Source organism: Undibacterium sp. TJN25 (assembly GCF_049339885.1).
GTDB lineage: Bacteria > Pseudomonadota > Gammaproteobacteria > Burkholderiales > Burkholderiaceae_D > Undibacterium.
In genome coordinates, this window is the sequence record NZ_JBMPPM010000002.1 from 520,794 (window position 1) to 535,113 (window position 14,320).

The 14,320-nt window shown below is 58.8% G+C and carries 13 protein-coding genes; 12 read left to right on the top strand and 1 reads right to left on the bottom strand.

Annotated features, from left to right (window positions below; all coding sequences use genetic code 11):
* Positions 1–46 precede the first annotated feature (46 nt).
* The 11 genes from dctP to ACO0LO_RS06125 all read left to right on the top strand — a co-directional run bounded on the left by dctP (position 47) and on the right by ACO0LO_RS06125 (position 12,389).
* Positions 47–1,066, top strand: a complete 1,020-nt coding sequence (dctP, locus tag ACO0LO_RS06075) for a TRAP transporter substrate-binding protein DctP (RefSeq protein ID WP_422963301.1) — start codon at positions 47–49, stop codon at positions 1,064–1,066.
* Positions 1,063–1,632 (top strand): TRAP transporter small permease subunit, encoded by a 570-nt coding sequence (locus tag ACO0LO_RS06080; RefSeq protein WP_422963302.1) that lies wholly within the window; start codon positions 1,063–1,065, stop codon positions 1,630–1,632. Before dctP ends, ACO0LO_RS06080 begins: the two co-directional genes overlap by 4 nt.
* Positions 1,629–2,978, top strand: a complete 1,350-nt coding sequence (locus tag ACO0LO_RS06085) for a TRAP transporter large permease (protein ID WP_422963303.1) — start codon at positions 1,629–1,631, stop codon at positions 2,976–2,978. Before ACO0LO_RS06080 ends, ACO0LO_RS06085 begins: the two co-directional genes overlap by 4 nt.
* 1 nt (position 2,979) lies before the next feature.
* Complete coding sequence (mdcA, locus tag ACO0LO_RS06090; RefSeq protein ID WP_422963304.1) at positions 2,980–4,644, top strand: malonate decarboxylase subunit alpha; 1,665 nt, start codon at positions 2,980–2,982, stop codon at positions 4,642–4,644.
* Between the two features lie 50 nt (positions 4,645–4,694).
* Positions 4,695–5,009, top strand: coding sequence for a malonate decarboxylase acyl carrier protein (gene mdcC / locus ACO0LO_RS06095; RefSeq protein ID WP_422963485.1), 315 nt, complete (start codon positions 4,695–4,697; stop codon positions 5,007–5,009).
* On the top strand, positions 5,006–5,905 hold the full coding sequence (locus ACO0LO_RS06100; RefSeq protein WP_422963305.1) for a biotin-independent malonate decarboxylase subunit beta: 900 nt from the start codon (positions 5,006–5,008) through the stop codon (positions 5,903–5,905). Before mdcC ends, ACO0LO_RS06100 begins: the two co-directional genes overlap by 4 nt.
* Positions 5,905–6,621 (top strand): biotin-independent malonate decarboxylase subunit gamma, encoded by a 717-nt coding sequence (gene mdcE, locus ACO0LO_RS06105; protein ID WP_422963486.1) that lies wholly within the window; start codon positions 5,905–5,907, stop codon positions 6,619–6,621. The genes ACO0LO_RS06100 and mdcE overlap by 1 nt, the downstream gene beginning before the upstream one ends.
* Positions 6,602–7,315 (top strand): malonate decarboxylase holo-[acyl-carrier-protein] synthase, encoded by a 714-nt coding sequence (mdcG, locus tag ACO0LO_RS06110; RefSeq protein ID WP_422963306.1) that lies wholly within the window; start codon positions 6,602–6,604, stop codon positions 7,313–7,315. Before mdcE ends, mdcG begins: the two co-directional genes overlap by 20 nt.
* 2 nt (positions 7,316–7,317) lie before the next feature.
* Positions 7,318–8,310: a triphosphoribosyl-dephospho-CoA synthase MdcB gene (mdcB, locus tag ACO0LO_RS06115; RefSeq protein ID WP_422963487.1), complete on the top strand. Its 993-nt coding sequence runs from the start codon at positions 7,318–7,320 to the stop codon at positions 8,308–8,310.
* Positions 8,298–9,227: an ACP S-malonyltransferase gene (locus ACO0LO_RS06120; RefSeq protein ID WP_422963307.1), complete on the top strand. Its 930-nt coding sequence runs from the start codon at positions 8,298–8,300 to the stop codon at positions 9,225–9,227. Before mdcB ends, ACO0LO_RS06120 begins: the two co-directional genes overlap by 13 nt.
* A gap of 78 nt (positions 9,228–9,305) precedes the next feature.
* Positions 9,306–12,389, top strand: a complete 3,084-nt coding sequence (locus ACO0LO_RS06125) for a response regulator (RefSeq protein ID WP_422963308.1) — start codon at positions 9,306–9,308, stop codon at positions 12,387–12,389.
* 38 nt (positions 12,390–12,427) lie between these two features.
* Here ACO0LO_RS06125 and ACO0LO_RS06130 read toward each other — a convergent pair whose 3' ends face one another.
* Entirely contained in the window at positions 12,428–13,162 is a 735-nt protein-coding gene (locus ACO0LO_RS06130; RefSeq protein ID WP_422963309.1) for a glutathione S-transferase, read from the bottom strand.
* A 426-nt stretch (positions 13,163–13,588) separates the two neighbouring features.
* Between ACO0LO_RS06130 and ACO0LO_RS06135 the strand changes: the two genes are divergently transcribed.
* Complete coding sequence (locus ACO0LO_RS06135; protein ID WP_422963310.1) at positions 13,589–14,227, top strand: outer membrane beta-barrel protein; 639 nt, start codon at positions 13,589–13,591, stop codon at positions 14,225–14,227.
* Positions 14,228–14,320: the final 93 nt, after the last annotated feature.

Genomic DNA, 14,320 nt, shown 5'->3' on the forward strand with positions numbered 1-14,320 from the left:
AATTAGTGTGAATATGTAATCCATCCAAACTTGTTAGGAGACACGAATGACTAGCTTGAAGAGAAGAACCGTCCTGGGCGCCATGGCCGCCGCACCGCTTATTTCCCCTTTCTCCGCATGGGCGCAGGCCACCACCCTGAAGATATCGCACCAATTCCCCGGCGGCACACTGACCGAGGGCGATTTCCGCGACCGGCTATGCCGCCAGTTTTCCGCGGAAGTGGAAAAACGCAGCAAGGGTTCTTTAAAGTTTGAAATCTATCCCGGTTCTTCGCTGATGAAGACCAACTCCCAGTTCTCCGCCATGCGCAAGGGCGCGCTGGACCTGTCGCTGGTGCCGCTGTCGTATGCCGGCGGCGAAGTGCCTGAAGTGAATATCGGCCTGATGCCGGGCCTGGTGCCGTCGTATGAGGTCGGCGCGGCGTGGAAGACCAACGAGATCGGCAAGGAGCTGAACAAGCTGCTGCTGGACAAGGGCATTGTGCTGATCAGCTGGATCTGGCAAGCCGGCGGCGTTGCCTCGCGCGCCAAGGCGATGGTGGATCCGGACGATGCCAAGGGCATGAAAATTCGCGGCGGCTCACGCGAGGTCGATCTGATGCTGAAAGCTGCGGGCGCTGCAGTCGTGACGCTGCCGTCCAACGAAATCTATGCGGCGATGCAGACCGGCGCAATGGACGCCGCGATGACGTCATCCACATCGCTGATTTCCTTCCGCCTGGAAGAAGTGTCCAAGTTCCTGACCAGCGGACGCGGCCAGAGCTACTGGTATATGTTTGAACCCCTGATGATGTCCAAGGCGATCTTCGACAAACTGAGTAAGGACCAGCAAGCGACCATCATGACCGTGGGCGCGGAACTGGAAGCGTTTGCCATCAAGGAAGCCAAGAAGGATGACTTGCTGGTTGCCTCCGTGTATGAGAAAAAAGGCGCCAAGGTAGCCGATCTGAGCGCGGCATCGGTCAAGAAGTGGCAGACGATTGCACGTAGCACTGCATGGAAAGACTATGCGGACCGCAGCGAGAACTGCGCCAAATTCCTGAAGCTGGCGGAGAAACTGATATGAGTCATGGCTTTGAGCTGGAACCCTCCAAGGGGCCGGCCAGGCCGGATAATCCGGCCGTGGCCGGTGTACAGGACGTGCTGAACTGGATCAACATGGCGATCGTCAGGGTGTCGATGGCAGCGATGCTGCTGACGGCGCTGATATTGACGTATTCGGTGGTGGTGCGCTATCTGTTCAAGCTGCCGACGGACTGGCAGGACGAGGCGTCGGTATTCATGCTGATAGGCGTGACATTTTTTTCTGCCGCCTATGTACAGTCCCACCGCGGCCATATAGGGATAGAAGTGCTGTCGTCGGTGCTGCCGGCCGCCGTCAACCGCGCGCGCCTGATCGTGGTGGATGTGTTCAGCTTTGCGTTCTGCGCTTTCTTTTCCTGGAAATCGTGGACGCTGTTCCATGAAGCCTGGGTAGACGGGCAAACTACATCGTCCACCTTTGGTCCGCCGCTGTGGATACCGTATTCAATGATGGCGCTGGGCATGAGCTTATTGTCGCTGCAGATACTGACGCAGGTGCTTGCCGCGGCAACGGCCTCGGCTGCCTCCCGCCAAGGGAGGGTGGCATGAATCCATTGACCCTTGGAATACTGTATGGCGTCGTCACGCTGATCGTCATGTTTTCCGGCATGCCCATTGCCTATGCGCTGGGGCTGGTTGCCACCGGTTTCATGTATTTCTTCATGCCGGCAGCGTCGCTGGATACCATCACCCAAAACGTTTATGAAGAAATGGCGTCGATCACCTTGCTGTCGATTCCGCTGTTCATCCTGAAGGGGGCTGCCATCGGCAAGTCGCCTGCTGGCCGTGACCTGTATTCGGCGATCCATGCATGGCTGCACAAGGTGCCGGGCGGATTGGGCATCGCGAATGTCTTTGCTTGCGCGATGTTTGCGGCAATGGCCGGCTCTTCTCCGGCGACCTGCTCGGCAATTGGCTCTGCCGGCATTCCGGAAATGCGCCGGCGCGGTTATTCGCCGGGTTTTGCGGCCGGCATCATTGCCGCCGGCGGCACGCTGGGCATCCTGTTACCGCCGTCGATCACGATGATCCTGTATGCGGTGGCGGCGGAACAGTCGCTGGGCCGCCTGTTCCTGGCCGGCATAGGGCCGGGCCTGTTGCTGGTGTTGCTGTTTTCCGGTTACGCGGTGTACCGCGCTCGGCGCGAATACAAGCTTGCTTTTTCTGCCTATGAGCAGGGCGGTGTCAAATCCGCCTACCTGGATGACGAGCATTTCACCTTGTCGCAAAAAGTGGAAATGCTGCCGCGCGTGCTGCCTTTTGTTACCCTGCTGATCGGCGTGATGGTGGCGCTGTACGGCGGCTATGCAACGCCTTCCGAAACCGCCGGCCTGGGCGCCTTGCTGGCGATGGTGCTGATCGCGATTGTTTATGGCGTGTGGCGTCCTTCGCAACTGTCGCCATTCATCATGTCTACGATCAAGGAGTCGACGATGTTGCTGTTCATCATCGGCATGTCGCTGCTGTATTCCTACGTGATGAGTTATTTGCACATCAGCCAGTCTGCGGCGCAATGGGTAGTGGATATGCACCTGTCCAGGTGGATGCTGCTGTCGGTGATCTTGCTGATGGTGATTGTATTCGGTTTCTTCCTGCCGCCTGTCTCCATCATCCTGATGATGTGCCCTATCATCCTGCCGCCGCTGAAAGCTGCCGGTTTCGACCTGATCTGGTTCGGCGTGGTGATGACGATCGTCATGGAAATGGGGCTGATCCATCCGCCGGTAGGTCTGAATATTTTCGTCATCAAGAATATCGCACCTGATATTCCGTTGAAAGACATCGTCTGGGGGGTCATGCCTTTCCTGCTGTTGATGCTGGTGGCAGTGATCCTGCTATGCATCTTTCCGCAGATTGCCACTGCTTTCCCCGACCAGTTAATGGGAGTGAAATAACATGAATGCGCCTGCCCGTTGGGATACTTTGCAACAGAACCGTGCACAGCGGCTGGCGCGAGCGCGGCAGCAACTGGGGGCGCTATTTGACGGAAAAACCCTGCCGGCAGCGCATATAGGCGAACTGCTGCATGCCGTGCTGGAGCCGGGAGACCGGGTCTGCCTGGAAGGCAACAACCAGAAGCAGGCCGACTTCCTGGCCAAGGCGCTGACCGCGCTTGACCCGGCGCGCGTGCATGACCTGCACATTCTGCAGTCGGTGCTGGCGCTGCCGGAACACCTTGATATCTTTGACAAGGGAATCGCTTCCAAACTGGATTTCTCTTTCTCGGGCCCGCAGGCTGGCCGCCTGGCGAAGCTGGCATCTGCCGGCAAGCTCAATATAGGCGCAATACATACCTACCTGGAGCTGTATGCGCGCTATTTCATCGACCTGACGCCGCGCGTCGCGCTGGTGGCAGCGCAAGCGGCAGACCGGCACGGCAACCTTTACACCGGACCGAATACCGAAGACACGCCTACCATCATAGAAGCCACCGCGTTCAAGGCGGGCATCGTCATCGCACAGGTAAATGAGATTGTGGATGTGCTGCCGCGAGTGGATATTCCTTCCGACTGGGTCGATTTTGTCGTGGAAGCACCTACGCCACATTACATAGAACCGCTGTTCACCCGCGACCCGGCGTTGATCTCCGAGATCCAGGTGCTGATGGCGATGATGGCGATCAAGGGTATTTACGCAGAATACCAGGTGGAAAGGCTCAACCACGGCATAGGTTTTGATACGGCAGCGATAGAACTGCTGCTGCCGACGTATGCCGCGTCACTGGGCCTGAAGGGCAAGATCGCCCGTTACTGGGCGCTGAATCCGCACCCGGCGTTGATCCCGGCGATTGAGGCTGGCTTTGTCGAATCCATCCATTCCTTTGGTTCCGAACTAGGCATGGAAGATTATATTCGCGCCAGGCCGGATATTTTCTTCGTGGGGCCGGATGGCTCCATGCGCAGCAACCGGGCAATGAGCCAGGCGGCGGGCCACTATGCCTGTGACATGTTCATCGGTTCGACTTTGCAGATCGACCTGCAGGGCAACTCGTCCACTGCAACGCTGGGCCGCATTGCCGGCTTCGGCGGCGCACCGAACATGGGCGCGGATGCCCGCGGCCGCCGGCATGCCAGTCCTGCATGGCTGAAGGCGGGCCAGCAGGCGCGGGCCGGCAAGAACCAGATACCGCGTGGCCAGAAACTCGTGGTGCAGATGGTGGAGACCTTCCGCGAACATATGCAGCCGGCCTTTGTGGAAACGCTGGATGCATGGCAACTGGCCGAGCAGGCAAAAATGGCGATACCGCCGGTGATGATCTACGGCGACGACGTCACGCATATCCTGACCGAAGAAGGCATTGCCAACCTGCTGCTGTGCCGCAGCGATGAAGAACGCGAGCAGGCCATCCGCGGTGTTGCCGGCTATACGCCGGTGGGCCTGGCAAGGGACAAGCGCATGGTGGAAAATCTTCGCGACCGCGGCGTTATCCAGCGCGCCGAAGACCTCGGCATAGACAAGCGTAGCGCTACGCGCGATTTGCTCGCGGCAAAAAGCATGAAAGACCTGGTGCGTGCGTCGGGCGGCCTGTATCAGCCGCCCAAGCGTTTCAGGAACTGGTAGCAGAGTCGGCAACGAATAGCAGCAGTAGTAGTAACGCGAGGAGCAGGATGATGGAAAGTTTACTATTTCGATTTGAAAATGGGCAGCGCAAGGCAGAGCAGGCGGCGCAACTGGTCGGCGTGGTCAGTTCCGGCAACCTGGAAGTGCTGATCGGGTCCGCCGAACTGAATTCCGGCTGCGAGATTACGGTGCAGACCGCCGCCCAGGGTTTTGCGGCTATCTGGCAGGCGGTCATGGAGGATTTCCAGTCGCGCTGGCAACTGGCCGATATCCGCATAGAGATCAACGACATGGGCGCAACGCCGGCTGTCGTCAGCCTGAGGCTGGACCAGGCCGTGGAAGCCTATCTGGAGCACGGAAAATGAACCATTCCCATACCTATCTGGAAGCCACCGCCAGGCAGCGCATACATGCGCTGCTGGAAGATTTTGCCGAATTTCTGCCTCCCTCTGAAAAAGTGATCAGCCCGCATCTGGCGCAGCTGAATGCGCCTGCCTCGTTTGATGACGGCGTCGTCATCGGTGAAGGCAGCCTGCAGGGAAAACTTGTATATGCCGCCGCGCAGGAAGGCGGCTTCATGGGCGGCGCGGTGGGCGAGGTGCACGGTGCCAAGCTGGTGGGTCTGATGCGGCGCGCCATCGTCCAACGGCCCGATGCAGTGCTGCTGCTGGCCGATACCGGCGGCGTGCGCCTGCATGAAGCCAATGCAGGCCTGATTGCCGTATCCGAAGTGATGCGCGCCTTGCTGGACGTGCGCGCGGCAGGCATTCCCGTCATCGTGCTGGTCGGCGGCAGCAATGGCTGCTTCGGCGGCATGGGTATCGTCGCGCGCTGCGCCAATACCATCATCATGTCGGAAGAGGCAAGGCTGGCGATGTCGGGTCCGGAAGTGATAGAAACCGCCAACGGCGTGGAAGAATTCGATTCGCGCGACCGTGCGCTGGTCTGGCGTACTACCGGCGGCAAGCACCGCTTCCTACTGGGGGATTGCCAGGTGCTGGTGGCCGACGACATTGCGGCTTTCCGGCAGGCCGCCGTGGCGGCAATTGAAAAACTGGCTGCTGTGCCTGTTGCCCTGAGCCTGGGAGAGTTGGAACAGGAGCAGGCCATGCTGGAGGCGAGGCTGCAGGATTTCGGCGGTTTTCGCGACCCTCTTGAAATCTGGGCCGCGCTGGGCATTCCCGATCCGGCGCAATTGCCCATGCTGGAGGCCGGCGCCTTCGTCGCGCTGGCAGAACCCTACAAAAGGGGAGGTGCATGATGGACTGGAATGCTCTCGCCGGGCTATTGTTCCCGCAAGGTTTTTCCATCACCGAACAGGAGCATTTCTTGTCCGGCACAGCTGAAGTCGGCGACAAGACGGTTGCCGTGATCGGCACTACCGGACATACGCCGATAGGGATAGAAATTGCGCTGGCGCAGGCGCAGGCAGTATTGCGTACGGTGCGTGAGCATCCGCAGCGGCCCATCGTCATCCTGGTGGACACCCAGGGTCAGCGGCTGCGCCACAGGGACGAAATGCTGGGCATCAACAGCTATATGGCGCATCTGGGCAAATGCATACAGTTGGCGCGCAACCGTGGCCATGCTGTCATTGCGCTGGTGTACGATCAAGCCTTGTCCGGCGGTTTCATCACCAGCGGCTTGATGGCCGATGCCTGCTATGCGTTGCCGGATGCAACGATCCGTGTCATGGGCTTGCCGGCGATGGCGCGTATTACCAAGGTGCCCGAAGAACAGCTGACCGAGCTGGCCAAGGAAAATCCGGTGTTTGCGCCCGGCCCGGAAAACTATGTGCGCATGGGCGGCCTGCATGCTATCTGGAGTGGCGATTACGCGGCAAAGCTGGTGCAAGCCTTGAATGAGGCCGACACCCGCGACGAGCGCAGTGCGCTAGGACAGCAGCGCGGCGGCCGCAAGTGGGCGCAAAGGGTGATGGACGCGATAGTGGATGGACATGATGTTTCAGCGACATGACCTGGTGTATCTTTCAGCTGCCGGCTGGCAACAGATAAAGCAGCAGCTGGCGAGTGCCGACCTGGAAATGGCCGGGCAGTGGGAGCGCGCAGATTGGCCGGCCATTGTGCGCCGCGACGAGCCTGCCGGCGGACTGGCGGATGAGGTTCGCAGCTCGGAACATTACTCCGACAAGATGGTAAGCGTAGGCATTGCGCTGCCGCCGCGTCCTGACGGCAGCAAGCGCCGTGTAGCCCTGCGGATCGCGGCGTCGCACATCAGCAGTTTGCAAAAACCCGTGAAACTGGGAGACGCCGCCTCCAGCGCGCCGCCTTTATGGCGCCAGGGCCTCGGGGCGCTGGATGCCCAGGCAAAAAAGCTGGGTATCGCCTTGCAGGTATTCGGTTCGCTCGCCATGCAAAGCCTGACGGGGCTCTCTTACCTGCACGCCGATTCCGATATCGATATCCTGTTCAGCCCGGTTTCCGCCGCGCAGCTACAGTCCGGCCTTGGCCTGCTGGCAGATTTCAGCCGCCGTTTGCCGCTGGACGGTGAAGTGCAATTCCCGGATGCGCGCGCGGTAGCGTGGAAAGAGCTGAGCGCCTATTCCGCCAACAGCGGCATGGCCGGCATGCGCGTGCTGACCAAGAGCCTGCACCAGGTAGCATTGCTGCCGATATCGGTGCTGCTGGCAGGCTTCGAGCAGACGGCATGACCATGCATGCGACAGAGCAGGTATCCACAGCGTCCGGCATCCGGCATCCGGCAGTAAACCGAACTGATTCCGCAGGCGAAGAACGGCCATATGCCCTTGGCTTGTCCAGGCTGGCGATGCGCAGCCTGTACGGCGAACTGCAGCTGTACCCTAAGCCCGGCCTGGTGTCTCCGGTGGACAATGGCAGCCATGACGACATGACGGCATCCACGTTTGTCCGCAGCCTGTTCTCGTTGCGGCATTATTTTACCGATATCAGCCTGGCGGGCATGCGCGCAGCACCGTTTAGCGAATTGAAGCAGCTTGGCATACGCGCCGAACAACGCATGCTGCGTGCCACTGGCGGCATCAATACCCATCGCGGTGCAATATTTGCCCTGGGCATGCTGGCGGCGGCGACGGCTTATTGCTGGGCACGGCAAAGCATCCTTGATCCGGCCTCCATACGCGCAGCCTTGCAGCAGCAATGGGGAGGTGCGCTGGCCCTGCACACCGGCGTGCCCTTGGGGCAGTCGCACGGTGCGCTGGCTGCGGCGCGGTATGCCGCAGGCGGCGCCAGGGAAGAGGCTGCGATGGGTTTCCCTTCCGTATTCGATATAGCGCTGCCAAGATTGCGCACCGCGCTCGATGCCGGCCGCAGCTGGGAAGAGGCGCAGATAGATGCCTTGTTTGCGCTGATTGCGCATATCAGCGATACCAATCTATATCACCGCGGCGGCGCCGAAGGCGCGGCCCTGGCTAGACAGATTGCACAGGCTTTCCTGGATGCGGGCGCCAGCGCCAATCCCGAATGGCGGCAAAGGGCGATACAGGCGCATCAATTGTTTGTCCGGCACCGGCTGTCGCCGGGTGGTGCGGCGGACCTGCTGGCCGCCGCATGCCTGTTGCACCATTGCACCGACTCTCAGGGGCAGGCAGGGCAGCACGGAGTGAAAAGCCCGCAAAGCCCGCAAAATTCACAAAAACCGCAGCCGGGACCGGCATGCCGCGCCTAGCCATACTATGCCCAGGACAAGGGGCGCAGCATGCGCACATGTTTGAACTCGTATGCCAGGACGCGCAGACGCGGGAGCAATTGGCGCAGTGGGACTTGCCGCGTTACCTTGACATGCCCTTACAGCAGTTGCTGGATCGCCCGGATCTGCTGTTTCGCAACAAATATGCGCAGGTAGTGATCGTCGCCGCAGCGATGGCAGCATGGACGGCCCTGCAGAAGTTCCTGCCTCGCCCGCATCTCGTCATGGGCTATAGCATAGGCGAGGTATCCGCTTACGGTATCGCCGGCGCGTTGACGGCGACGGAGACTCTGGCGCTGGCCGGCGCGCGCGCTGAGCTGATGGACCAGGCAAAAAACCGGACCCCGCCGCAAAGGATGCTGGCGGTGTCCGGGGTCGCCCCGGCCAGCGTCGCCGGTTTGCTGGCCCGGCATGATCTGTCCGTTGCCATCGTCACCGGGGAGGTGAATTTCATTGTGGGAGGGCTGGCGGCGTCTATTGACACTGCAATGCCGGAGATCGCCGCACTCGGCGGCGAAGTGACTTCCATTCCGGTGGAAATTGCATCGCATACTGTGCTGATGCAAACGGCTGCGTTGCCTTTTCAGCAGGTGCTGGCAGCCGCGCCTTTCAGGGATACGGTAATTCCCGTGATTTCGGGAACCGGGGCCGAGCCGGTAGTGGCGAAAGCGGTCGCCAGGGAACGGCTGCTTGGGCAATTGACGCAGACCATACGCTGGTCCGACTGCATGGACGCTTGCGTGGAGCAGGGTGTGGATGTGGCCTTGGAACTGGGGCCGGGAGCGGCGCTGTCGCGCATGCTGCAGAAACGCCACCCGGATATCGCTTGCCGCTCGCTGCAGGATTTTCGCAGCCTTGCCGGACTGGCAGACTGGCTAGACCGGCATTGCAGTTAAGTTTGTCGTCAAATACTCGTCTTGCGACGTTTCCTGAGATACTATAGGTAGAATCTAGACTGCCGATAGGCGCCGCCTATGACAGAGGAACCTGTGAGCCCTGATATCCCAACGCCGGAGTCCGTGAGCTTTTCGCGCAGCCTCCAGTTCAAGCTTGTGGCAGGCATTGTCATCGTGAACCTGCTGGTTTTTGGGCTGGCCGGCATGTCGCTGTATCAAAGCTGGAGCCAGTTCCAGCAGCGTGCCATTGCCGAAGCCAAAGGCCACCTTCAGATACTGGAACGCGACATTGTCAATTCCCTGGACCGGGTCGATTTTGCATTCCTGTCCGTGTCGGACCAGTTCGACCAGCTCGGCGAGCAAAACAGCGAGCAGACCGGCAATACCTCTGCTTCCAGCCAGGCGGAACTCAGCAAGGCGATTGCGCGCATATTTGCCCGGCAACCCGATCTGGAGGCGGTGCGCATCGCCGATACCCAGGGCAATGTCATCGTGGGAAGCGGCAAACTTGCTACGCAGGCGTTCAGCATTGCCGACCGCGAATATTTCAGGCAGTTGCGCGATGATCCCAAGGCGGGCCTGATCATTACGAAGCCCTTGCAAGGAAAGGTCGGCGGAAAATGGGGCGTGATACTGGCGCGCCGGCTGAATAAGCACGACGGCAGTTTTGGCGGCGTGGTCTATGTGGGCTTTCTGCTGCAGCGCTTCCAGGAAATATCGTCGGGGGTGGTATTGAGCAGGCACGCCGCCATCAGCGTCTACGACCGCGATCTGGGCCTGATCATGCGGCGGACTCTCCAAGGGCAGGACAACGATGCCGATCCAAAAAATACGGTGGGCAGCCGCGCGGACGCGCCGGCCTTGAGTGCACGGCTAGCGGCTGAACCCGGGCAAGGCATATTCTTTACCGAAAATGAGGGCCAGGAGCGCCTCAATACTTACCGCAAGCTCGCCAGATATCCGTTCTACCTGAAGCTTGAAACTGCCACTGACGATTACCTGGACGACTGGCATAGCCAGGCCCGATGGACGATGGCGCTCGCCTTTGCCTTTTTTGCTGTCACCATCCTGTTTTGCTGGGTGATCTCACGCCTGTGGGTGCAGCGCGAAAGGGTCATGCATGATCTGACTGCGGCAAAGCAGCTGGCAGACAGTTCCAGCCGCGCCAAGAGCGAATTCGTCGCCAATATGAGCCATGAAATCCGCACCCCCATGAACGCAGTGCTGGGGATGACGCACCTGTTGTCCAGCACGGCCCTGAGCGCCGTGCAGCGTAAATACCTGGACATGATCAGCGCATCGGGCCAGTCGCTGCTGACTATCCTCAATGACATCCTCGATTTTTCCAAGATTGAAGCGGGACGCCTGGAGCTCTCTCCCGCCAGCTTTGACCTGGGCGATATACTGAACATGCTGGCAACGATCATGACCGTCAACGCCGGTGAAAAAGATCTGGAACTGGCAATCGGCACCGAACCAGGGGTGCCCAGGATAGTGGTTGGCGATGCGCCGCGCTTGCAGCAGATTCTGATCAACCTGGTCGGCAATGCAATCAAATTCACGCAAAAAGGTGAAGTGTCGGTGCTGGTGCAAAAAGTGTCCGAGCAGGACGGCACTGTCGTATTGCGGTTTTGCATACGCGATACCGGGATAGGAATGACTGTGCCGCAGCAGGCGCGGCTGTTTTCGGCATTTACCCAGGCGGATACCTCAACTACCCGCATTTATGGCGGTACGGGGTTGGGGCTGGCTATTTCCAGGCGCCTGGTGGAACTGATGGGCGGCGCGATAGAGGTCCACAGCGAACTGGGGCAGGGAAGTGAATTTATCGCCACCATCCCGTTTAGCCTGGCGCCGGATGAGCAGGCGCGGTATGAGGCAAAATTCCCCCGCGGAAACTCTGCCTTGCGCTTACTCGTCGTAGATGATAATGCCACCAGCCGCGACTACCTGTGCAAGACCATTCATTCGTGGGGCTGGGAAGTCAACAGCGCTGCTTCCGGGGAGCTTGCGCTGCAAAAGATACGCGAAAACGGGCGCTCGGGACACTACTATGACGTGGTGCTGGCGGACTGGCAGATGCCCGGCATGGATGGGCTGGCGACGATGCGCGAGATCAGGCTGGCGTTGCCGCAAGACCGCATGCCCGTCATTATCATGGTCAGCGCTTTCGGCCGGGATCGGCTGGTGCAGATTCCCGAGGCTGGCAATGCCGACGCCGTACTGATCAAGCCGGTGACCAGTTCCAGCCTGTACGATACCGTGCATGAGGTGTTGGCCAGCAAACTGGGCCGCAGCATCGGAACGCCGCGGCCGGTTGCAATTCCATCCGGCTTCGGCGCCCTGGCGGGAGCGCGGCTGCTGCTGGTGGAAGACAATACCCTGAACCAGATTGTCGCAAAAACCATGCTGGAACAGCAGGGCGCTTTGGTCACCGTGCTGGACGACGGACAAAAAGCAGTTGACCTGCTGCGCACGGATGCGTCTGCTTTCGATCTGGTGCTGATGGACGTGCAAATGCCTGTACTGGACGGTTTTGCCGCCACGCGGCGTATACGCGATGAGTTAAGGCGGAACCTGCCGATACTGGCAATGACGGCGGGTGTCATGGAAGCCGAAAGGGAGCGCTGTATAGCTTCCGGCATGGACGATTTTATTGCAAAACCGATCGACCCCGAAAAAATGTTTGCCACCATCTGCAAACACCTTCCTGCAAGTGCAATGCCTGGTAGTAGCGGCGCGGCGCCTGCAGCACATGTGGAGGAAGTCGTGGAACAGGAAAATCTCGATGAACAGCAGCAGCGCGAACAGGTTTCCTATCTTGACCAGCTGTTCGACATGGTCAAAAATAATCCGGTGCACAGCGCCCAGCTGCTTGATGTCATGTTGCGCATCTCCGAGCATGGCCCCAACTCCATGGACCAGGCGCACGTGGCGTGGCTGGAAGGTCGCCGCGAAGACGTGCTGAGGATCTTTCATGCAATGCGGGGTTCTGTCGGCACACTCGGCAATTTCCGTTTTGTGGATGCTGCGCTGGAATTGGAAAATGCCATTCGCGCGCATCAGAACGACAAGGTCAACAGTTTGTTTTCCGTTGTCGAAAAAGAGCTGGACATGACAATTTCAACTGCCCGCGCCTGGCTGGACAAGAATAATGCCTGAAAAAGCGCAAGGCCCGTTATAGAACGCCCGCCAGCCTTTTATTTACCCTTGTCCAGTTCCGGATAGTGGCGGAAAATGCCGTCTTCGTTGAAGGGGATGCGCCGCTCCGACTGCAGGTAGGCAGCGATATGGGGACGCTCTGCGATGCTGTCGCGCAGTTCCACGAGGCCCTGGTAGTCTTTTTCCTGGCGACGCATCGTGCGCGGAAACGCATAGCGCAATCCCTCTATTATCTGGAAGATTGAAAGGTCTACGTATGACAGGCGCGCGCCGACCATATATTGGCCACGCTTGGGATTGGTTTTCAGCACCTGCTCGAAATACCCGAGAAACTTGGGAATACGGCTTTTCCTGAAGTCGGCCGAGCGCTTTACGGCCGCTGCCTTCTGGTCTTCATAATACAAATTGGTCGCCAGCGGATGATGGGTCTCATGCACTTCAGACACCAGGTCGGCAATCGTCAACTGCAACTGGTGCGCCCATAACCTGCCGGCTTCGTCCTTGGGAGCCAGGCCTAGACGCGGGCCCAGATAATGCAGGATGTTCGCAGTTTGCCCTACCAGGATTTTTCCATGCTTCAGGAAAGGCGGCGCAAACATCGGGTGCTCAATTTTCCTGCCTTCCATGAACGGCATCATTGCAGACATTCCCATTCCTTTTTTGGGAGGCATGCGCGCGATATCGATATAGGCAGCGCCCGCTTCTTCCAATGCGAGGCGCACGAATTCGCCGCGGCCTTGGATGCCAGGCCAGTAATAAAGTTCATAGCTCATGGGCTTTTTCCTCCGGCTCTGCCGTATGCCTAAAAATTAAATGGTTTATACCGGTCCGGTATCTGTTTTTCGAAACTCCGCGCGGGTAAAAAATTACTAAGCCATGTAAGAGAGTGTAATACCCAGACACCGGCGACAGGATGCATCTTATGCCGCCCGGAAGCCATGATCTGCTAAATGCCGTACAGAACACTGGAAAATGTTTGATGTTATTCCCGGTGCCCTGATCTCTGCGGCCATCTTAGCAGGGCACACAACTGGAAACATCTCTGTACAAATCCACACCCCCCTCAAAATTGACCGGGACTATAGTCACTCCACTGCATTGCAGACAGGTATCAGAACTTATTTCATACCCCGGTGCGTACGTCGTGCCGTTTATGAAATGCGTCCTGGATAGAGTTTAGATTTTTTGAGAGGTTATATATGATCAATACCAAGGCACTCCTTTTACTGGCAGCCGGCGCGCTGGCTTCTTCCGCTTATGCAGAAGATCTGTATGTCGTCGGTTCTGTCGGCCAGTCCAAGTTTCATGGCGCCAATGAATCTACTTCCGATGCCACGCTCGGCAGTACCGGAGCGACGGTGGAGTCATCCAATCTGAAGGATACGGATACAGGGTTCAAACTGCTGGTGGGCCATCAGTTCAGTCCTAATTTTGCGGTAGAAGGCGGCTATGTAGACCTGGGTAAATCCAAATACAGTGCCGCGCTGGGCGACGGCGGTGTGTCTGCCAACTATAAGAGTTATGGCGGAGTGGTGGATGCGGTAGGGATTTTGCCTTTGACTAACGAATTCTCCTTGTTCGGCAAGGGCGGCCTGTATGTGGGCAAAACTTCACTCGACGTATCCAACAGTTCAGCCGCCGCTGCGGGTGCCTTCAACGGGCTGGACAATAGCTGGAAGACTTCACTGAATTACGGTGCAGGGGTGTCCTATGCGCTGAACAAGACTGTCAGCCTGCGCGGCGAATATGAACGTTTCGCACGCGTGGGAGATGATACCGGCACTGGCGGCAAGGCCAATGTGGATTTGTTGAGCGTGGGGGTATCGGCTAAGTTTTAAGTGGAGTGACCGCGGGCGTGCACTGGCCGTTTGGCGCATGCATGCCCGTATCTAGGGCTAAATTTTCAGTTATACCCATGACCCCGTATCCGT

What these genes read in the sequence shown, in the direction of transcription:
- dctP (WP_422963301.1), top strand. Translation starts at nt 47, where the DNA reads ATGACTAGCTTGAAGAGAAGAACCGTCCTGGGCGCCATGGCCGCCGCA.
- ACO0LO_RS06080 (WP_422963302.1), top strand. Translation starts at nt 1,063, where the DNA reads ATGAGTCATGGCTTTGAGCTGGAACCCTCCAAGGGGCCGGCCAGGCCG.
- ACO0LO_RS06085 (WP_422963303.1), top strand. Translation starts at nt 1,629, where the DNA reads ATGAATCCATTGACCCTTGGAATACTGTATGGCGTCGTCACGCTGATC.
- mdcA (WP_422963304.1), top strand. Translation starts at nt 2,980, where the DNA reads ATGAATGCGCCTGCCCGTTGGGATACTTTGCAACAGAACCGTGCACAG.
- mdcC (WP_422963485.1), top strand. Translation starts at nt 4,695, where the DNA reads ATGGAAAGTTTACTATTTCGATTTGAAAATGGGCAGCGCAAGGCAGAG.
- ACO0LO_RS06100 (WP_422963305.1), top strand. Translation starts at nt 5,006, where the DNA reads ATGAACCATTCCCATACCTATCTGGAAGCCACCGCCAGGCAGCGCATA.
- mdcE (WP_422963486.1), top strand. Translation starts at nt 5,905, where the DNA reads ATGGACTGGAATGCTCTCGCCGGGCTATTGTTCCCGCAAGGTTTTTCC.
- mdcG (WP_422963306.1), top strand. Translation starts at nt 6,602, where the DNA reads ATGATGTTTCAGCGACATGACCTGGTGTATCTTTCAGCTGCCGGCTGG.
- mdcB (WP_422963487.1), top strand. Translation starts at nt 7,318, where the DNA reads ATGCATGCGACAGAGCAGGTATCCACAGCGTCCGGCATCCGGCATCCG.
- ACO0LO_RS06120 (WP_422963307.1), top strand. Translation starts at nt 8,298, where the DNA reads ATGCCGCGCCTAGCCATACTATGCCCAGGACAAGGGGCGCAGCATGCG.
- ACO0LO_RS06125 (WP_422963308.1), top strand. Translation starts at nt 9,306, where the DNA reads ATGACAGAGGAACCTGTGAGCCCTGATATCCCAACGCCGGAGTCCGTG.
- ACO0LO_RS06130 (WP_422963309.1), bottom strand. Translation starts at nt 13,162, where the DNA reads ATGAGCTATGAACTTTATTACTGGCCTGGCATCCAAGGCCGCGGCGAA.
- ACO0LO_RS06135 (WP_422963310.1), top strand. Translation starts at nt 13,589, where the DNA reads ATGATCAATACCAAGGCACTCCTTTTACTGGCAGCCGGCGCGCTGGCT.